At 42.8% G+C, this 17,466-nt stretch carries 22 protein-coding genes and 3 tRNA genes; 3 read left to right on the top strand and 22 right to left on the bottom strand.

Features of this window, described 5'->3' with window-relative positions:
- The first annotated feature begins 342 nt into the window (after positions 1-342).
- Positions 343-492, top strand: a complete 150-nt coding sequence (locus DFP76_RS18105; RefSeq protein WP_181799817.1) for a hypothetical protein — start codon at positions 343-345, stop codon at positions 490-492.
- On the opposite strand, the gene DFP76_RS09300 is transcribed toward DFP76_RS18105, so the two are convergent.
- The 10 genes from DFP76_RS09300 to DFP76_RS09255 form a co-directional block, all read right to left on the bottom strand.
- On the bottom strand, positions 453-746 hold the full coding sequence (locus tag DFP76_RS09300) for a hypothetical protein (protein WP_113874365.1): 294 nt from the start codon (positions 744-746) through the stop codon (positions 453-455). The genes DFP76_RS18105 and DFP76_RS09300 overlap by 40 nt on opposite strands.
- A gap of 12 nt (positions 747-758) precedes the next feature.
- Entirely contained in the window at positions 759-995 is a 237-nt protein-coding gene (locus DFP76_RS09295; protein WP_113874364.1) for a hypothetical protein, read from the bottom strand.
- A 54-nt stretch (positions 996-1,049) separates the two neighbouring features.
- Positions 1,050-1,436 carry a hypothetical protein gene (locus tag DFP76_RS09290; RefSeq protein ID WP_113874363.1) on the bottom strand — a complete coding sequence of 129 codons (387 nt, stop codon included), beginning with the start codon at positions 1,434-1,436 and terminating at the stop codon, positions 1,050-1,052.
- A gap of 2 nt (positions 1,437-1,438) precedes the next feature.
- Positions 1,439-1,693 carry an ogr/Delta-like zinc finger family protein gene (locus DFP76_RS09285; protein ID WP_181799816.1) on the bottom strand — a complete coding sequence of 85 codons (255 nt, stop codon included), beginning with the start codon at positions 1,691-1,693 and terminating at the stop codon, positions 1,439-1,441.
- The gene (locus DFP76_RS09280; RefSeq protein ID WP_113874361.1) at positions 1,677-3,482 is read right to left on the bottom strand and encodes a replication endonuclease; all 1,806 of its coding nucleotides are present in this window, start codon (positions 3,480-3,482) and stop codon (positions 1,677-1,679) included. The genes DFP76_RS09285 and DFP76_RS09280 overlap by 17 nt, the downstream gene beginning before the upstream one ends.
- The gene (locus DFP76_RS09275) at positions 3,479-4,027 is read right to left on the bottom strand and encodes a hypothetical protein (protein ID WP_113874360.1); all 549 of its coding nucleotides are present in this window, start codon (positions 4,025-4,027) and stop codon (positions 3,479-3,481) included. The genes DFP76_RS09280 and DFP76_RS09275 overlap by 4 nt, the downstream gene beginning before the upstream one ends.
- Positions 3,993-4,163 (bottom strand): hypothetical protein, encoded by a 171-nt coding sequence (locus DFP76_RS18100; protein ID WP_181799815.1) that lies wholly within the window; start codon positions 4,161-4,163, stop codon positions 3,993-3,995. The genes DFP76_RS09275 and DFP76_RS18100 overlap by 35 nt, the downstream gene beginning before the upstream one ends.
- Positions 4,164-4,346: 183 nt before the next feature.
- On the bottom strand, positions 4,347-4,640 hold the full coding sequence (locus DFP76_RS09265; RefSeq protein ID WP_113874358.1) for a hypothetical protein: 294 nt from the start codon (positions 4,638-4,640) through the stop codon (positions 4,347-4,349).
- A gap of 10 nt (positions 4,641-4,650) precedes the next feature.
- Positions 4,651-5,079, bottom strand: coding sequence for a phage regulatory CII family protein (locus DFP76_RS09260; RefSeq protein ID WP_181799814.1), 429 nt, complete (start codon positions 5,077-5,079; stop codon positions 4,651-4,653).
- 37 nt (positions 5,080-5,116) lie between these two features.
- A complete protein-coding gene (locus DFP76_RS09255; protein WP_113874356.1) occupies positions 5,117-5,347 on the bottom strand; it encodes a DNA-binding protein in 231 nt (76 codons plus the stop codon).
- 107 nt (positions 5,348-5,454) lie between these two features.
- Here DFP76_RS09255 and DFP76_RS09250 point away from each other — a divergent pair, with 107 nt between their 5' ends.
- Together DFP76_RS09250 and DFP76_RS09245 are read left to right on the top strand one after the other, a co-directional pair.
- Positions 5,455-6,171, top strand: a complete 717-nt coding sequence (locus tag DFP76_RS09250; protein ID WP_147084188.1) for a S24 family peptidase — start codon at positions 5,455-5,457, stop codon at positions 6,169-6,171.
- A gap of 154 nt (positions 6,172-6,325) precedes the next feature.
- Entirely contained in the window at positions 6,326-6,622 is a 297-nt protein-coding gene (locus tag DFP76_RS09245; RefSeq protein WP_113874354.1) for a helix-turn-helix transcriptional regulator, read from the top strand.
- 214 nt (positions 6,623-6,836) lie between these two features.
- Here the strand turns inward: DFP76_RS09245 and DFP76_RS09240 are convergent, their stop codons facing one another.
- From DFP76_RS09240 to DFP76_RS09185, 12 genes are all read right to left on the bottom strand, one after another.
- A complete protein-coding gene (locus DFP76_RS09240) occupies positions 6,837-8,813 on the bottom strand; it encodes a hypothetical protein (RefSeq protein WP_113874353.1) in 1,977 nt (658 codons plus the stop codon).
- A 78-nt stretch (positions 8,814-8,891) separates the two neighbouring features.
- Positions 8,892-9,770: a YDG/SRA domain-containing protein gene (locus DFP76_RS09235; protein WP_113874352.1), complete on the bottom strand. Its 879-nt coding sequence runs from the start codon at positions 9,768-9,770 to the stop codon at positions 8,892-8,894.
- Positions 9,771-10,004: 234 nt separating this feature from the next.
- Entirely contained in the window at positions 10,005-10,907 is a 903-nt protein-coding gene (locus DFP76_RS09230) for a pentapeptide repeat-containing protein (protein ID WP_113874351.1), read from the bottom strand.
- 85 nt (positions 10,908-10,992) lie between these two features.
- Positions 10,993-12,006 carry a site-specific integrase gene (locus tag DFP76_RS09225; RefSeq protein WP_113874350.1) on the bottom strand — a complete coding sequence of 338 codons (1,014 nt, stop codon included), beginning with the start codon at positions 12,004-12,006 and terminating at the stop codon, positions 10,993-10,995.
- A 179-nt stretch (positions 12,007-12,185) separates the two neighbouring features.
- Positions 12,186-12,272, bottom strand: a tRNA-Leu gene (locus DFP76_RS09220).
- Positions 12,273-12,282: 10 nt separating this feature from the next.
- Positions 12,283-12,356: transfer RNA gene (locus tag DFP76_RS09215), tRNA-Cys, on the bottom strand.
- Positions 12,357-12,377: 21 nt separating this feature from the next.
- Positions 12,378-12,452 (bottom strand) — tRNA-Gly (locus tag DFP76_RS09210).
- Between the two features lie 96 nt (positions 12,453-12,548).
- Entirely contained in the window at positions 12,549-13,109 is a 561-nt protein-coding gene (gene pgsA / locus DFP76_RS09205) for a CDP-diacylglycerol--glycerol-3-phosphate 3-phosphatidyltransferase (protein WP_113874349.1), read from the bottom strand.
- 87 nt (positions 13,110-13,196) lie between these two features.
- Entirely contained in the window at positions 13,197-15,020 is a 1,824-nt protein-coding gene (gene uvrC / locus DFP76_RS09200) for an excinuclease ABC subunit UvrC (RefSeq protein ID WP_113874348.1), read from the bottom strand.
- A gap of 12 nt (positions 15,021-15,032) precedes the next feature.
- Positions 15,033-15,674, bottom strand: a complete 642-nt coding sequence (locus tag DFP76_RS09195) for a response regulator (RefSeq protein WP_113874347.1) — start codon at positions 15,672-15,674, stop codon at positions 15,033-15,035.
- A gap of 113 nt (positions 15,675-15,787) precedes the next feature.
- Entirely contained in the window at positions 15,788-16,609 is an 822-nt protein-coding gene (locus DFP76_RS09190; RefSeq protein WP_245931908.1) for a replication protein P, read from the bottom strand.
- Positions 16,518-17,321, bottom strand: coding sequence for a DnaT-like ssDNA-binding domain-containing protein (locus DFP76_RS09185; RefSeq protein WP_113874345.1), 804 nt, complete (start codon positions 17,319-17,321; stop codon positions 16,518-16,520). The genes DFP76_RS09190 and DFP76_RS09185 overlap by 92 nt, the downstream gene beginning before the upstream one ends.
- Positions 17,322-17,466: the final 145 nt, after the last annotated feature.

Raw genomic sequence — 17,466 nt, 5'->3', positions numbered from 1 at the left:
TCTCCTGTGAAAGCTATTTAATTGCTCACCCCAATGCCAATTAGGGTGGGCAAGCTATACGGGTTGGCATACCAGTCACAGGGCTGGCGCGCACGAATGCGCCCCGCACAGCTCACCCATAACAGGAAGCTATACGCCAGACACAAAAAAACCGCGTACGCGGTATGTGTCCGCTGTGAATTCAGAATGCCAATCCCGACGCTGGATTTTGCCAGCGCCCTTGAATGGTAGTCTTAGTTTTCTTGATATTCAAGCTTTGATTCTCCTGTTTACTTTTTGATCAGATCGATCTAATCTTTTAGGTACCCAAGGAATGGGTATTAACCGATCAAGGAGACGATCATGGAACATTTCATTTTGCTTTTGCACGACCTCAAACAAGTAACACTTGAGGACATTGCAGCCCTCCCCGAAGAAGCTCAGCATGTAATCGCCGAGCACCTAGAACAACTTCAAGACGATTTAGACAAGGCGTTGCCCAAGGTGGCATAACTCAGGGTTGGTACCTTGATGGACTGTGACACTTTCTCACCCAATAGGTGTTTGTTTTCACACTCTATGATGGCGAGTCGGTTTAACAGTTCATCAATGGTATGTTTCGGTACCAGGTACGATTCAACGCGCCCGTGGCGAACAATGGCAAGGCTATCGGCACAGGTCACCGCGGTGGCAAGGGTGCCGTTGTCCACTTGGCCAAGGGTGATTTTTTGAGCCTGTTCGATGGTGATTTCTAGGTTGTCGGTCATTGTAGTTTCTCCCTACCAAGACATGTGCTTGCCACTTGCGGAATCACTACACCGTGGCTCTGGTGTGTCGTTGTCTGATTTTTGAGTGTTTAACAATGACAAAGCTTTTTCTGCTTTTTCCATTGCCATATCAACAAAATGACTCGCGGTTTCATCTTCGATGTGAAAGTTCACCATGCCGATAAACTCGGCGGCTTGCTCTATTTCGTGCTTAATATCCTTTACGGTGTGATCACCCATTTTTACCATTGCCATTTCTCCCTAGTGTTAATTTTTAAAAACGTGACGTGTCACGCGGTTGGTTTATAGCCTTAGTTTCTTTTCGTCTCGCGTGTAAAAACATTTTTCCACGCCTTTCAGTCTCGGTATGCCTAGGCCGTTTTTGCAGCCCGTTGGTAATGGCTCGCCGCAAAAGTCGCATGTTCCAAGGTGCGCTTTTTCGTCTTCCATTCGTTGCTTGTCGCGGCGTATCAAAGTGGCGATGAATTCCGCCGCGCCGTATGGCTCAACACCGCCCCGATAAGCGCACAGGTCGGTCAGTGCGTCCGCCTCGGTTTGGGATAATGTCACTCGATATTCACGAATACCGAGTGACGAATTTTTTTCCGCGTCCCGTTGGCGCTTGGCACGCTGGCGCTCTTTGTCTTGCTGGCGCTTCTTATCGGCTTTGGCTTGGTCGGTTTTGGCCACGCTCACACCCCTTTTATGTCCAGTTGTTCTTGCTGCTCTAAAATCTTCCGCGCCATGCTGACAACGTCGGTTTGTGGTGGGTTGATGTAGTGCTTAAATTCCATGCCAAAAACGGCACGCGCACCACAGCCGCCCTCACCTATGCATTGCACGTAAAGCTCCTTGTAAAACACGTCTTTTATGTCTTTTGCGAGATCATTGCTGTTGGTAATGATCGCTTTGCCTTTACACCTAGGGCATTTAACCCGGACTGACATATTGGCCACCTCCACCATATTTGGTTGGCTCATAATTCCGGCCGAAATTCGGCCCCGTACACTTATTGACACGAGTCCAAGGGACGGCTTCGCCGTCCTCCAAAGCCAAAGACCCTTTTTTACGCACTGTCCATTCGTAAATTCGAGTGATCAGCACATCAATCCCCTTTGCCACGCCTTTCACCGACTTCACCATTTCCCCATATTGGTTTTCTTCTGGCTCGCTGTAGTGGGTTTTCAGGGTTTGGTTTTTGCCAGCAAACACCCCGCCCATGAGTTTGACGAACCCGCCAAAGTCCGCCCGGTTGGCCGCGTGGTAAATGTCGGCAAAGGTTTTGGGGGCTTTGTCTTTCCCTAAGCGGCGCAACTCTCGCCACACCGTTACACTGGCACCGCCTAGAAATTGAAACTGACGAATACGATTCAAGCGCGCCCACGACACAATGCGCTTGGCCGCGTCACTACCACTGCGCCCTGTTTCATGGTCTGTATCGACGTGTTTACCGTGAATGTTTTTAGAAATGTATTTGACGATGTAACCAACAGCAGACCCTTTGTCCTTGTCGATTTTTCTCACTTTTATGCGGTGCTTTTTCGCCCCTTGTTCGTTGCCATCTTCCTGCAAGGCGTACTTGGCAAAGGCGCGTAAAAAGTCATTCGAGTGTTTTGGGTCGGTCCATAACATTAGATGCCAGTGTGGGCAGCCATCGTGATGTGGCTCCACTGTTCGCAGACCATAAAAAGGAATCTCGTGGCGATTACACCAAGAACGGAAACGACGCCAAACCAAGTTCAAATACTTTTGTGCGGTTCTTACGCTGGGGCTGCCTGCGCGCCAAAACTTCAGGTTACGTTTACCGCGTGAGATAGGGTGATACTTGGAAGGACACGTCAGTGTGATAAACCAACCATCGTGGCCTAATTCGTCGGCGATTTCTTCCATACCCTTTGCTCTAACGACCATTTCCGCAAAGCGGTTATCTGGGTCAGATACGCCCTTTTTCGATAATTCGGCCAGCGTGAACGACTGCCCCAAATCATTCACCGCTTCCCAGCCGTCCAAAAATGCCTTGTTATTTGCGGCTTGTTTTTCCGCTTTACCCAACGCCCACCAAGACACATAAGGCGACTTATAGCGGTGTACCTGGCCGCATTCTCTCAGCACATTTTCCACCACTATCCATTGGCGCTTGGCTTGGCGAACCCACCATTCATTGGTGATCATCCGCGCGGCGAGCCCCGCTACTCTGTCGTTATCATCCCAGTGGTCAAACGTGGCACCCACTTGCTCAAGCTGCAATGCTATAAAGGCTTTCACCGCACTTGGGGTGCCTTGGGTACCAATGGCATAGATTTCCACTTCAAAGTAATTACTTTTCTCAGCTGCCCAGCGATGAAGTTCCTCGCCGTCCAGTTCCGTAATCAACTTATCGCAGTAGTGCAAGCGCTTTACCACGTCACGCAACCAATCCATGGCCATATCATTACCGACTTCCTTTAACAGTCGCTCAAATTCCCCAGAAACCACAGGGCGCAAAACGGCCAGTTTTTCCAGTAACGTAAAGCGTTCAACCGAACGTGAAAGCCAAGCATTGGCTTTGATATAGCCCTTTGTTTTGTCCAACTCCTGAAGACGCTCACGAAAAACAGAAGCGTCTTCACGACTTAAACCTTCCAGCTGTTTACGGCGCCACTGCTCACACTCATAAGGCCACATAAAACCCGCTGGCGCTGGCGGGATTGCCTGCTCTACTTGTGGGCGACTCCAATAACTCAAGGTACTGCTCATACTGCTTCGACTCCTTGCAAGCGCTCTACCCTCTGCAAAGCAAAGACATACCCACTGTGACCAGAAAACAACCCCGCCACACTGCGCAATAAATCCAACTTTTCTGCCACGGCAATGGCGGTGCTATTGCACGTCCAAGACTGAGTAAAGTGCTGCCCGACTACATCCGCCATGACCCCTTTACCAGTGAGCAAAAAGCGGTTTAGTTTTCCGTGAACGGCAAAGTTCACCATGGCACTAAGCATGTCCAACTCCCAAGTACAAAGCGGGAAAGACACTTGCGCGCCTATGCTGCCCACGTCGTAACATTCAGAAGTAACCCGATCCGTTCTAAAACTCGGCTGTTGGGATAGCTTTTCTAATGTGAATGAAGGGGACCAAACGCTGTATAAGGTCAACCCTACTGGCTCGCCTCTATCGATCTCGTGGCAGGCATACATCTTTTGCCAGTGAGCCGAGATAAGACGCATGACATTGATTTCCGTTTTCGTAAACGAGAATAAAACGGCATCAATTTGTGGTGCGTTTACTGGTTGTGCGGTCATGTTTCATCGCCTCTAATGTTGCTTTTTCGGATACCCAAGACTTATTAATCGCTGCCCGTATTGGCACTGGCGGACATTTACGAACAAAGGCTTTTAACTGCTCGTAGGATTGTTCAATAGACGTTGTGGTAGGCATGTTCCCTCTCCTTTCGTTTGGTGAAACACAATCTCTTCCAACTCGGTTTCATTCACTAAAAAGTCCGCCTTTCCGCACGTTGGGCAAAACTCGTCTTTTGCCCCTATCAAGGTCAGCGACTTTCCAAGTTTGGATTTTGGCCCTTCCCAGCCACAGTTGGCGCAAACGTATTCCATAAGCACCTCAATGAAGTTCTGCCTTAAACACCACAGCCATTTTTAAGCGTGATGCCAGCGCCATATTTTCAACAACCAGCTTTTCTAACTGTTGCTCTAGCTTGCAGATAAAGACCTCTTGTTTTTCCAACAAGGCACCATATCGCACTTCTAACGAGGCCACTGCTTCGTTTTGAGCGTTTAAAAAGCCCATTAACCAATCATGGTTTTCCGCAGGGTTTGCCAAAACCTCTTGTTGAACTTCACACATTTTCACTCCTGCTTTATAGGCAGCAGCGCCTTGCTCAAATGTTCGTTTCATCGTTCCTCCCTCATACTTGGCCATGAGCCAACACCGCCAATTCAGTGCGTTGTAATGACGCAATCGCTTCTCGGATTTCTTTCAAAATCTTGCTGCGCTCACGCTCTGTTAAACGGTTGTCCGCCATGGCTTCCTGCACAGCAGAAAACACGTCTCCGCATTCTTTGCCGTTGGACACTACCGCTTCCACGATGGAGCAAGGCGCGTCTTTTAAGGCCGACAAGATGATGGAACCCTGCATGGCGCGAAGCACCACATCGTTTCCGGTGAGTAATTGAATGGCGTGAAGCTCATGAACGGTTAGCTTGTTGACCGTGTTGTTCGGATTGACCTTGTTGATCAATACCTGGTGGCTCATGCCCAACGCGGCCGAAATGTCTTTAGAAGACTGATTAGATTGGTGAACCAAATCGTGAAGTGATTGCTGAAAGTAATCCATCGTCATTTTCTCCCCAGAAAATCAAATGTTTTTGTGATTAAGCAGATTGCTTATGCTTGGTTTGTTGCAGAAAATCAGAAGCTCTTACACTGCCATTGCTGGCTGCTTCTAACTCTTTTGCATAGGTTGTTTCATTGGTGTATTCGGTTCGTGGCAAGCGGTTCTTTTCAATCCACTTATAAACGGCTCTTACACTCACACGACAAACATTGGCCGCCGTGGGAACACCACCATCAAGACAACTAATAAGCTCTTTCATTGAGTTCATTTTTACCTCCAAATTATGAACTTTAAGTACATATTATATATGAACCGAAAATTCCGCAAGTATGTTTTACAATTGAACTATTGGTTCATTTATTGAAAGGTGGCTGCGTGTCGTTTCCAGAAAGACTTTTAGAGGCTCTTAAACTTGCAGACGTTAAGCGTCATGGCGCGGGTGTATGGCTTGCAAAACAAACAGGCACAACAGTTAAAGCCGCAAACAAATGGCTTAATGGGGAGTCACAACCAAGAAGGGAAAAAGTTTTACAGATCGCTTCCGCCACTGGTGTAAGACCGGAATGGTTAGAATACGGGACTGGAGAAATCATTTCTGATGAAGTTAGAGAAAATACTTCTACCTACAATCTTCATACGGCTGATGCATGGGATAGTGACACCCCTCTCGAACCTCATGAAGTAGAAGTACCCTTTTTTAGTGAAGTAGAACTGGCGGCAGGAAACGGATTCTCTAACGTGCAAGAAATCTCAACTCATAAATTAAGATTCAACTTATCAACTCTACACAAAGCAGGTGTATCAACGGATACAGTTGCATGCTGCAAGGTTACTGGTGACAGTATGGAACCTGTATTACCTGGCGGATCAACAGTGGGAATTGATACGAGTCAGGTAAAAATCCAAGACGGTAAAATGTACGCAATTGAGCATGGTGGGCTTCTTCGAGTGAAGTACCTATACAGATTACCTTTCAACGGTATCAGAATTATTTCTGCGAACCCCGATGTACAAGATGAAGAACTGAGTGGTGAATCTGCTCAAGACGTTAGAATAATTGGTCGCGTTTTTTGGTACTCCGTTCTTCTGTAGAACAAAACACACCCTCAAATCAAACCGCCTTCGGGCGGTTTTTTATTGCCCTCGAAAAAAATGAACCTAAAGTACTTTACAATATGTGTACTTTTGGTTCATATTAATAAGACAAGATATTACTTCATCACTCCAATCAACAAAGGATGCGATCATGGAAAACTCAAACACACCAATGCAAACAAAAGCCGAAAGCGCCCTAGCTGAAAAACTAGAACAACTGATTCAGACGCTAAGCAAACCAAAAGTAGCAGACAACAAAACCCTTTGGGGCTCAAACGAATGCGCCGCCTATCTTGGTCTATCAAAGAAGAAGTTCATGGGTGACGTAGCCTGCAAACGCACCTTTCCAAAAGCACGCAACGTCGGTGGATCAGAAAACCGCACCAACTGGCGCTGGGTCGCCAGCGACGTAATGGCATGGGCACTGGCTCAGAAAATGACACATTGAATTGACTTACAACAGACACAAAAAAACCGCCAAAGGGCGGTTTTTTTATGTCAAATTAAATACTAATAAACATTTAATCATTAACAATATGATTTTTCACTTCACTCTTAATAGCAGCTTCATTTTTCATTTCAAATTTATTAATTGAATAGATCAACTTAGTTTCTCTTTTTAATATTATTTTAGGAATATTAAAAAAATCATTCGAATACAACTACTTCACAAGATTTCTAAAAATAAATAGATCATCTTCAATTTTCAATAAAACAAGAACAAGAAGCTTCATGTAAACATAGTAATTATTTTCATGAAGTTCAGTTTTAGATGGATTAGCTTGAGTACCATGAAGATAACTATTCCTTAAATCTAACCCATTTGTAAATTCACTTTTATTAAGGTAGTAGTTAAAATAATCTTGTTCTGGCTTTGAAAACAGGGTACTTTTAGAAAAAACTAATCCATCACTAATCATTTTTATTACTTCTTCTCTTAAATCTATGGGGTAATGATAGAAAGAAACAGCCTCATTATCATGTAAATCCTTTAGAATAAGAATACGATTAATATTAACAGGCCTTAAAAATCCTAACTCATCAATATATATATGATTATTATCTATCAAATAGTTAATATTAGGTAATTGATACTTTTCGTACGATGAGAATAAAACACTTTTTTCATTAGATAATAAGTCAAAAAATGTACCGTATTTTTTTTCTTTAAATGGCTCAACATACGCTAACATTGTTTGGTCAGAGAAAAAAAGATTCAAACATGAAGTAGCTATAGTGCTTTTTTCATCAACATAAATATACTTCATTTCATTTAAGCTAGGTATATCTCTCATAGAACTTGGTCCAGACGAAATTTGTAAAAGTTCAAAATCTATCTCTCCCTCTTCAACAAACAACTTATATTGCTTTAAGACTGATTCTAATTCAGGAGCTAATGTTCGAACTTTTTCTAAAGCTAAAGCACTTTCAGTCGGCATAGTTAAGCTCGCATTATCTGCATAACCATAGCAATTAGAAAAAAATGATGTATATACAAACTGTAAAATATTTTCTAAAGAATATCCTAATGTTTTTAAAACATCTGAGTAAGTATGAATCTGCGCTTGAGATGACATTTGAAGCTGATTAAATGCGATACCATAAAAGTACTCACTTTTTGAGCGCACTCCCATTATACCTTCCATAAGACCAACCAAACTTCGCTTACTAATTAGATTAATTCTATTAAAATGATCTATATATTCAAAAAGATATTTGAAATTTAAGTAAAGAAAGTAAGGACTAGAATTTCTTTCAATATATTTCATATCATATGAATAATGAAAAACAAAACCTTCAGGTCTACATTCTTTTATAGCCACAGCATTATCAATATAACTAATTGAAACGCCATATTTTAAAACCGATTTATTGGTTTTATCGTTAAAAAACCTTGAACTTTCTTCACCCTTTTTTCTCTTGGCCTTCAACCTAATTTTATCTGACATCCTAAACTCATCACTCTTTTTAGAGTTTTGTATTATCGATAAGTAATTGTAATTACAGTCTTCAGAATCAATATAATCAGATATAATATCTTTTTTATTGTTATTGCTTAATTTTTTTGGCAGGTAAAGTTCAACTTTATTTAATTTATTTTCTACTTCATATATTGAAAGCAGTATTTCAGCAGACCTACTATAGGACAGTAAAAAATTATAGATTACATCTCCATATCTAGAAACCAAATCTTTATATTTTAAAATTTCATCGATTTGACGGGGTGATCTATTTAACATAATCTCAATTTTTTCCGGGGATATTTTTTTATAAACCTTATGATCATTAATCAACTTCCAAAATGTTTTTTCATAATCAAAAATCAAAAAATCAAAAAATGAAAGAACATCCTCATCATTAAATTTCGAAAAAAACCTCCCTATATGCACTCCGTATCCTTTAACCTTGACTTTGAAATCGTCAATTTCTGATTGAGACCAAGATTTAAGATAAACATTGTTTTCGATATATTCTTTAATATTATAAATTTCTAAAATATAATTAATTTCATTGAAATCCTTTTCAAAATCCACTTCTATTTCATTTTTTAGAACAGCTTCAGCCTTTGATAAATAATGTCCACAAGCCATATCATGAACTGAAAGAAGAAGTATTGTTTCCCTTTGATACCCACTCATAAAATATATTCTCATTCATCAAAATTAGAAATTAAAAAAACCTGATCTATAAAATAATTCTAATAGCCCAATCAAGGACTATTCCTTAATTTGGTAATGTTCTCGGTGATACTGGATAAACGCTAGATCAACTGTGTGCTTTTTGACTATCTTCAATTCACCCTCCATGCCGATCAACTTTAGGTCATCAGCAATAGTAAAACCGCCGTTATCAAACAGTACGTGGTGATTGGGGCAAAGACAGAGGATGTTGCTTTCTACATCAGGCCCGTTGTGTGGTTGGCCTAGTGGTTTAATGTGAGCCGCTTCGGCATATAACCCGGCGCTGGTTTGTAACGCAATCCCACATACTTGGCATTGGTAGTTGTGCAGCTGCTTTACGCGCTTGGCTATTTTGGTGTCTCGAACGATACGCTGGACCGTGGCTTGTACTCGCTTGGTTTCACCATGGTCGTTCGATGGTTCGCTAGGTGTTTCTTTAGTAGGTTGTTCATCGCAGGCTATAAGACGGTACCGCCACACATAAAAACCAGAGCGACCTTTTTCTCGCCAGTAGTCATCAACTTTGTACAAGCCTGCGTATTCATAACCCTTTGCTGTTGATTTTGGGTCTTTATGCTTGTTGCTTCTGGAAACACGAACAGGTAAGCCTTCTAGATGGCTTCTGGCTAAGGCAAGATTGGTGGTTATTAGCTGTTGATCGGCTATTTGTTTACCGGTGTTTTCATCTCGACCGCCAGCACCTGTGTAGATGATGACATCGCCATCGTCCTGGTCATCTTCATAACCACCGGACAAAACAATAGAATCAGCACCCTCTTTACCGCTTCCACTAATGCCAGCTTGGATTGGCTTATGAATACCAGCTTTTGCTAAAGCGGCGCGATCTTTAAAAATTTGACCTACTGTAGTCCCTGGGATATGACCGAAGACTCGTCTCGTTTTGTTGTTAGCCATAACTTCCCTTTTGTTATAGGTGTGGTTGCACTGCAATCTGCTGTGTATAACAGCTTCACATTGTTATCATTTCCTTTACAGTAAAAGGTTTTACCCTTTTGCGCTAGTAGAGCCACGCACAATCAACAGTCAACTTAATATTGACTGAGCATTAATTTGTTGCTAGTTTAATTACATTAAGGGCATGCTGTCAGTCAGCAGTTCATATAATGAACTGTGTGGAGGTTAAATTCCTCAATTGCCGGCCTGTATCTCATATTGCTTCATATCAGGACGTAGCTTAATCAACTCGTTCATTATTTCTATTGGAACTTTGATATGATCAATATTTTCAGCCTTTACCAGAATTTCTGCAGTTAAATTAACAGCATCCTTAAAACTTGACTGCTTTAGATTGGCTCCTTCAAAGTTAATAAATCTAACATCACACCCTCTAAATGTAGCACTCTGTAAATTTGAATTAGTAAAGTTTGCTCGCTCTAGACATGAACCTGAAAAATTTACCCCTTTACAAATTGTATTAGTGAAATCATTTTTCAATAGGTCACATTTTATAAAACTAGTACCTTTCAATGTGCTACCTTGAAAGTTAGAAGACCGCATCTTCACAGAATTAAATAAGCAGTTTATTACAGAGCCCTCTATAATTTTCAGACCTATCAGCCTAGTCCCCTCTATAGAAACCCCCTTTACTTTAAGGTGATTCAAAATCAAATTTTGAACGTCTATATCCTTAATTTTATGAGCATTTAATCTTTTAATGTGACCAAGTTTTTTTACATTAATTTCCGGGAAGTCTAGAGTCGAAAAATCATCAAGGTCCTCTCTCAGCCTAGCTATATCATTGCTTTTACTTCTCTTTGAATCCAGCCAAATAATTAAGACACCCACGATGGATAGTTCAAAAACAATTCCATGCATTTCAACCAAAAAGTTCTCCCAAAAGCTTTTATCATATAGCCCTAGTTTTGTATTTGGAAAAACGGTATCGCTAACCCATCCCCAACAGGCTGTAATGAAAAAAATAATAACCACTAAAATAGCAGAAAGAGTTATAAGTGTTTTTACTGGACTCACAAAAACTTCTGCAATTTTTTTTCTACATGAAGCTATATTGCTACTAATTTTCATATCCATTTAACATCCTGTTGCATTTTACTAACCATAGGTATTAGAAAATAATACTAAAAAATTAACTTTATAACCCATCTACTAATATCCATCAGTCTAGCATTAGTGCTATATCACCCATATCTGGTGCGTAATAGACGCGCTGCAGAATTCTTAGGTCTGTATGGCCTGATATTTTCGCTAGGTTAAGCACATCTACTTTGGTGGCGAGTCGTGTCAGTGCTTCTCGCCTTAAGTCATGAAAGTGTAGATCATCAATCAGGCACTTGTTACGAATCTTTCTGAAGTTCACGTCAAGGGAATCTGACTTTAGGTTAAAGGCTTTGCGCTTGCAGTCTTCAAGCGTTTTAAGTTGTTCTAACACTTTTACCGCGGTTTTAGATAATGGCACTGTTCTTGGGTTGCCATTTTTGGTTTTGGGTAGGTATACGGTTCGCTTGGTTAGATCTACGTCTTCCCATGTGATGCCGCAAATCTCACCGGCACGCATGGCGGTTTCTATAGCAAAGACGATGGCAGCGCCTATTCGTTCGCTTTTGGACTCTGGTGGGGTGTCTATGTCGTATTGTGTGGCGATCATGAGTTGTTCAAACTCACCTGGTAATAATCGCCTTGTTCTGGCTTCTGGTTCTGCTGGCCGTTTTACTTTGGACATGGGGTTGTCCTTTAGCCATCCCCATTCTTTTGAGCAGGCGCTGCAAATGGCTGACAAGACATTCCATTCTCTTAGTACGGTACCCACAGCAACTTGCTGTAGGCGTCTGTCACGCCATTCTGCAAAGTGTTTTGCTTGTAGGTTCTGCAGTGAGATAAAGCATAAAGGGTCTGTGTCGTCCGCTCCGTTGCCCAGCCATCGGTCAATTCGTCGTATTTCAAACTTTTGTCCGCGCTTGGTCACGCTTACGGTATCACGATAACGCTCTAGAGCTTCGCTGAAAGGACGATCAGGGATTTCATCCGATAGTCTCTCTTTGTCTAGCTTTTCAGCCTCTACAGCCCAAGCGAGTGCCTCTCGCTTTGTTTTAAATCCGTCTCTCGTCTTGCGGCCTGTTGAAAGCTCAAACTGCGCTCTCCACTTATTCCCTCGTTTATAGGCACTAGCCATTATTCGTCCTCAATAAATGGTGCTGGAAATGGTGCTCAAATGGTGCTGAATTTTAGAAAACATAGCACAGGATAGGAAAAATAAGCAATTTGAGAAAATCGAGAAAACGCCTGAAAGGCTTAGTATAGAAGGGATAGAAAGAATTTAGAAAGGTGCAGAAACAAAAAAGGCACCATAAATGGTGCCCGGGACCGGAATCGAACCGGTACGCTCGTTAAAGCGCAAGATTTTAAGTCTTGTGTGTCTACCAATTTCACCACCCGGGCAATCTGATTATGGAGGCCGGAGTCGGAATCGAACCGGCGTTCACGGAGTTGCAGTCCGCTGCATGACCACTCTGCCATCCGGCCTCTATCAGAAATCTTTAAAGATGGAGCGGGAAACGAGGCTCGAACTCGCGACCCCAACCTTGGCAAGGTTGTGCTCTACCACTGAGCTATTCCCGCGTCTCAAAAGACGGTGCCTATTCTATGTATTTGAGCTTTCACGTCAAGGAAAAATTCTAAATAAATGGCTAACTTAGCCACTTTTTTGCATTCTGATTAGTTTTTATCCGATTCCTTCGACATCAGCTCAGGCCAAGCGGCTTTTAGATAAACGTACATTGACCAAAGTGTGAGCAAGGCCGCCGCGATCAATACCCCTTCACCAATATGTGCAACCAAAGTGTCTGGACGAGAACCCAATAAAATAAAAATAGCCAGCATTTGCATGGCGGTTTTTAGCTTCCCAATATAAGACACCGCCACGCTGGCGCGTTTGCCCATTTCAGCCATCCATTCACGCAAAGCGGAGATCACAATCTCTCGACCAACAATGACCGCGCTGGCTAACGTCATCAAGGGATTGGAATAGCTTGCCACCAATAGCACTAAGGCAATGGAGACCATCAGCTTATCTGCGACTGGATCAAAAAAAGCACCGAAGGCTGATGTCTGATTTAACTTTCTCGCCAAATAACCATCTAACCAATCCGTAATCGCCGCTAAAGCAAAAATGATGGCACAGGTATGATAACGCCCTTCCCATGGTAAATAATAAATGACCACCAATACCGGAATCATCAAGATGCGAACGGAAGTTAAAATATTCGGTATATTCATTTCAAATCCAATTAATGCTGGGGCAAACCTGCCCAGTAAAACATAACGTTTAAAAACTTAGCTTTTGCTAACTTTAATGTAGCGAGCTTAACTCTTATGCAAATAGAGGTAGATTTCTTCGGCTTTTTTCGCACTAATGCCTTTTACCTTAGCAATGTCTTCCTGACTGGCGGATAACAACTCCTGATAACCACCAAATGCGGTGAGCAATTCTTTTCGACGATTTGGACCAATTCCAGGAATATCCTCTAAAACCGAATGTCGCCGCTTTTTATCACGACGTCGACGATGGCTTTTCACGGCAAAGCGGTGTGCCTCATCCCGAATATGCTGAATCAAGTGGAGTGCCGCTGAATCAGGCGGTAACACAACCTCATCTTCCTTGGATCCAATGTACAAGGTTTCCAGCCCCGGCTTACGAGTGTCTCCTTTCGCTACCCCTAACAAAAAGATATTGACCAAACCTAACTCTTGTAACACCGCTTCTGCTTGGCTTAACTGACCTTTACCACCATCAATGAGTAAGACATCTGGTGCAGGGTTTTCACCACTTTTCACTCGCTTATATCGACGAGTTAGCGCTTGCTTCATGGCGGCATAATCATCCCCCGCTTCGACGCCTTCGATATTGAAAGACCGATAACGCTTTTTGTCTGGTCCATCGGGTCCAAACACAACACAGGAAGCTACTGTCGCCTCACCGCTGGAATGACTAATATCAAAACATTCCATATGAGCTGGCGGCTCAGTGAAGCCTAACAATTTTTGCAAGGCAGTTATACGGCTAAAATGATTTCGTTTATCAGAAAGTCGCGCCTGCAGGCCTTGCTCAGCATTCAATTTTGCCAGCTCTAACCAACGCGCCCTTTGGCCACGAACATTTGAAACAACCTCGATTTTTTTACCTGTGGTTTCAAAAATACCTTCCTTAAGGCTGTCGATATCATCCAACTCATGACTTAGGATCAATGCTTTTGGTAGTTCTTGTGCACCGCCTAAGTAAAATTGAGCAATAAAGGAAGACAGTAATTCTCCTTCACTGATCTCCAACGGCATTTTTGGATAATGGCTTTTACTGCCAACCACCTTACCATTTCTCACCATCATCACATGGACGCACAAACCACCAGGCTGAATAATAGAAGCAATCACATCCGCTTCGCCCGACTGACCGTAAACATGTTGCTGCTCTTGAATATGCTTGAGCTGAATCATTTGGTCACGCAGCTCTGCGGCTCGCTCAAACTCCATGTCTTTTGCAGCATCCGTCATCTGCAGACTGATTTCATCCGTTAGCTCTTGATTACGGCCTTGTAAAAACATTCTCGCATGACGTACATCAGCCTCGTATTCTTCATCACTGATTAAACCGACACAGGGACCAGAGCAACGCTTAATCTGATATTGCAGACATGGTCGTGAGCGATTGGCATAAGTACTGTCTTCACACTGACGTACTTTAAACACCTTTTGCATGGTGTTCAGACTTTCTTTGACTGCCGTGCCACTCGGAAAAGGACCAAATAAGGTACCTTGTTTGGCTTTATCACCACGACGAAATAACAAAGCAGGATGCTGATGGTTCGACAGTAGAATATAAGGGTAGGATTTATCATCCCTAAGCAAGATGTTATAAGGCGGTCGATGCTGCTTAATTAAAGTCTGTTCAAGCAATAAGGCTTCGGTTTCGCTTTTGGTCACCGCGATTTCAATATGGTGAATTCGACTCACCAGCGCCATGGTTTTTGTGGTCAAACCTGTAGGACGAAAGTAACTGGCGACCCTATTTTTGAGATTTTTTGCTTTACCAACATAAAGCAATTCCCCTTGCTCATCATACATACGATACACCCCTGGACGGGTCGTAAGATGACTAACAAAGTGTTTAGAATCAAATTCGGAGTGGCTCAAACAAACCTCGTTCTAGCCCATGCCGAGTACATTATAACGTACGGCCAAATGAATAAGCTCAACGTCGCTATCGATATTCAATTTAGCGAAGATTCGAGTACGATAAGTGCTAACCGTCTTAGGGCTAACATTAAGATGTTCTGCGATTTCACTGGATTTTTTACAATCCACTATCATCTGCGCAACTTGCAACTCTCGGTCAGATAGCTCGCCTAAAGGAGAACCCTGATCATCAATCGAGAATTTAGACAAGGCCATCTTCTGAGCAATGTCTTTGGAAATGTAATGCTCGCCTTTCGACACCATACTGATCGCGTCTAATAACTCGGAAGCATTTGTCCCCTTGGTGACATAGCCAGACGCCCCCGCTTCAATCAATTTTACGGGATACAGGTTGTCATCTAAAGCCGACAGAGCAATCACCTTAGTCTTTGGCAAAATGCGTTTTATTTCTTTCGTCGCACCCAAACCACCAATCCCCGGCATATGCACATCCATCAATACAATATCAGGTGTTGTCGCTCTAGATTGTGCAATGGCTTCCTCACCACTGTGTGCGACGCCGACCACCTCGACACCTTTAACGTCCTGTAATACGAGGCTAATACCTTGGCTGACCATATCGTGATCATCCACAATTAAAACTTTTAACATAACCACCTCTGTCATCTTTCAATACAGGTTTCGTTATCTCTATGATGCTTATGACAACCTGCTATTGTACCTTTGTCAATAAAACAGAAAGTCTAATTTACTGCCTCGTCCACCTAATTAGGCAAGCGGCCGTGAAAACCGAGTTTAGTCAGCTTTGCTTGACTCAGCTCACGATAACGCTGCCGAATACCAGACCCTGGTGTTTTTTGAGTGTAATAAAGCAATGGAGCAACAGCTTCTTCTGTCATCTCCATTTGCTCAGCAATCTGTTGCGCCAAGGTTGTAATATCCAGTGTGTGTTTATCTTCAATCATCACCACTTTCGGCACGCTCAAACGTTCACCAGCAATGACACGATCGATAATCTTTAAATAAGCTTGCTCAAACAACGGCCAAGTAACTCTTTCTTCTTCTGATTTGAGCTTATACCAACCCGTATCTGCACCTGCAAAATACACCGCGGGGTGACTCCAGCGGAAAGTTAATGGATCAACTCGACAAGCACAGGCTTCTTTGTAAGCCGAACGAGGATCGATTAAACCATAGGCTTTATAAGCCGTATTAATCAGTTTTAGAAATTCGGATATGGTTGGCGGCCAAGCATAGGTTTCCTTTGTACGCTCAACAGCATAAGCCAACAAAGGCTCTTGAAAACCTTTTAACGCAATAGCCCACTCTCGCTTTGCCAGCTTTACTTCATCTGGATTGCTATACGCCGAGGCAAACTTGTGAGTGTAAATGGCTTTAAAACGGGCAAACAGCATATTAACCAACACACGAGTCTGTTGCTCCGCCTCTGATGGTCCCGAATCTCTCGCCCCACCGTAACCGCTTTCTGCTTGATCACCAGTCTGTGTCGTGTATGTTGCTGAGGGCGTCGCTAACTTGCTCTCGAGAGGTTTTATTAAATTTTGAACTGACTGAGGTTCCTTCATATGAAGCCCGATCCGATTGTTTGTATTGCCACTGACGTTTTACGTATTTGAAAAACTCGCTATTCCAAGTTCTGACGTTTTTACGTTGTTCTTTGATACGTAACAAAAACTCTGTTTGTAATCCCATCGCAAACTCACGCGCAATGCCTGCTTGCAAAATTTGCTCAAATGTTGCTTCTTCGGGTTGCCATTGATCTGGCTGACGCGCTCGCTCTTTCTGCTCTAAATATAAATCGAAATCAGTGACGCCACGGCGATCTTTCGCCACTGGTGGCGACGTCTCATAATGTCGAGTTGGCGCTTGTGTCGTATAGGTTTTTGGTTGCGGCGTGAATTCTTCCGTCTTTTGACGCGACGCTTTGTGCAAACGATCCATCTTGTCCATCAATTGATCGTCTTGCACCGCCACTTTGGGTGACGCAACTTGTGCTGCTTGGTCTGACTTTTTTGCCACCAATTGCACTTCTATCAAATCATTTTGACGCTGAAAGCTCAAAAACTGACTGAGCTGAAGGTTGGCCAATAAACGTAAAATCATCGGCACGGTCCAAAAAGGCAATTGACGGCTGAGTAAACGCATATCCAATCTCAGTGTCTGAGCGTTTTGCGCATAAAATTGCTGCTGCAGATACGTCAGTAGAACAGTTTCTTCTAAGCCGATTTGAGCCGCCATAGAAAATGAGATGGGTAAGGAATAATCGTGTTCCAACATAAGTCTCGCTTCGCCTAAGTAGGTTAGTTAGTCTATCAAAAGCCCGTTCCATAAGCACGGCCAGCCTTCATCAATCTAACGACTAAAAACCAACATTTTTTACTAATAAGTCTCTCACTTGTCGCTTTTCCATTATAAAACAAAT

Origin of the sequence: Marinomonas aquiplantarum (genome assembly GCF_003314975.1) — a bacterium.
Lineage (GTDB): Bacteria > Pseudomonadota > Gammaproteobacteria > Pseudomonadales > Marinomonadaceae > Marinomonas > Marinomonas aquiplantarum.
This window is presented reverse-complemented; position numbering and strand designations above follow the sequence as displayed.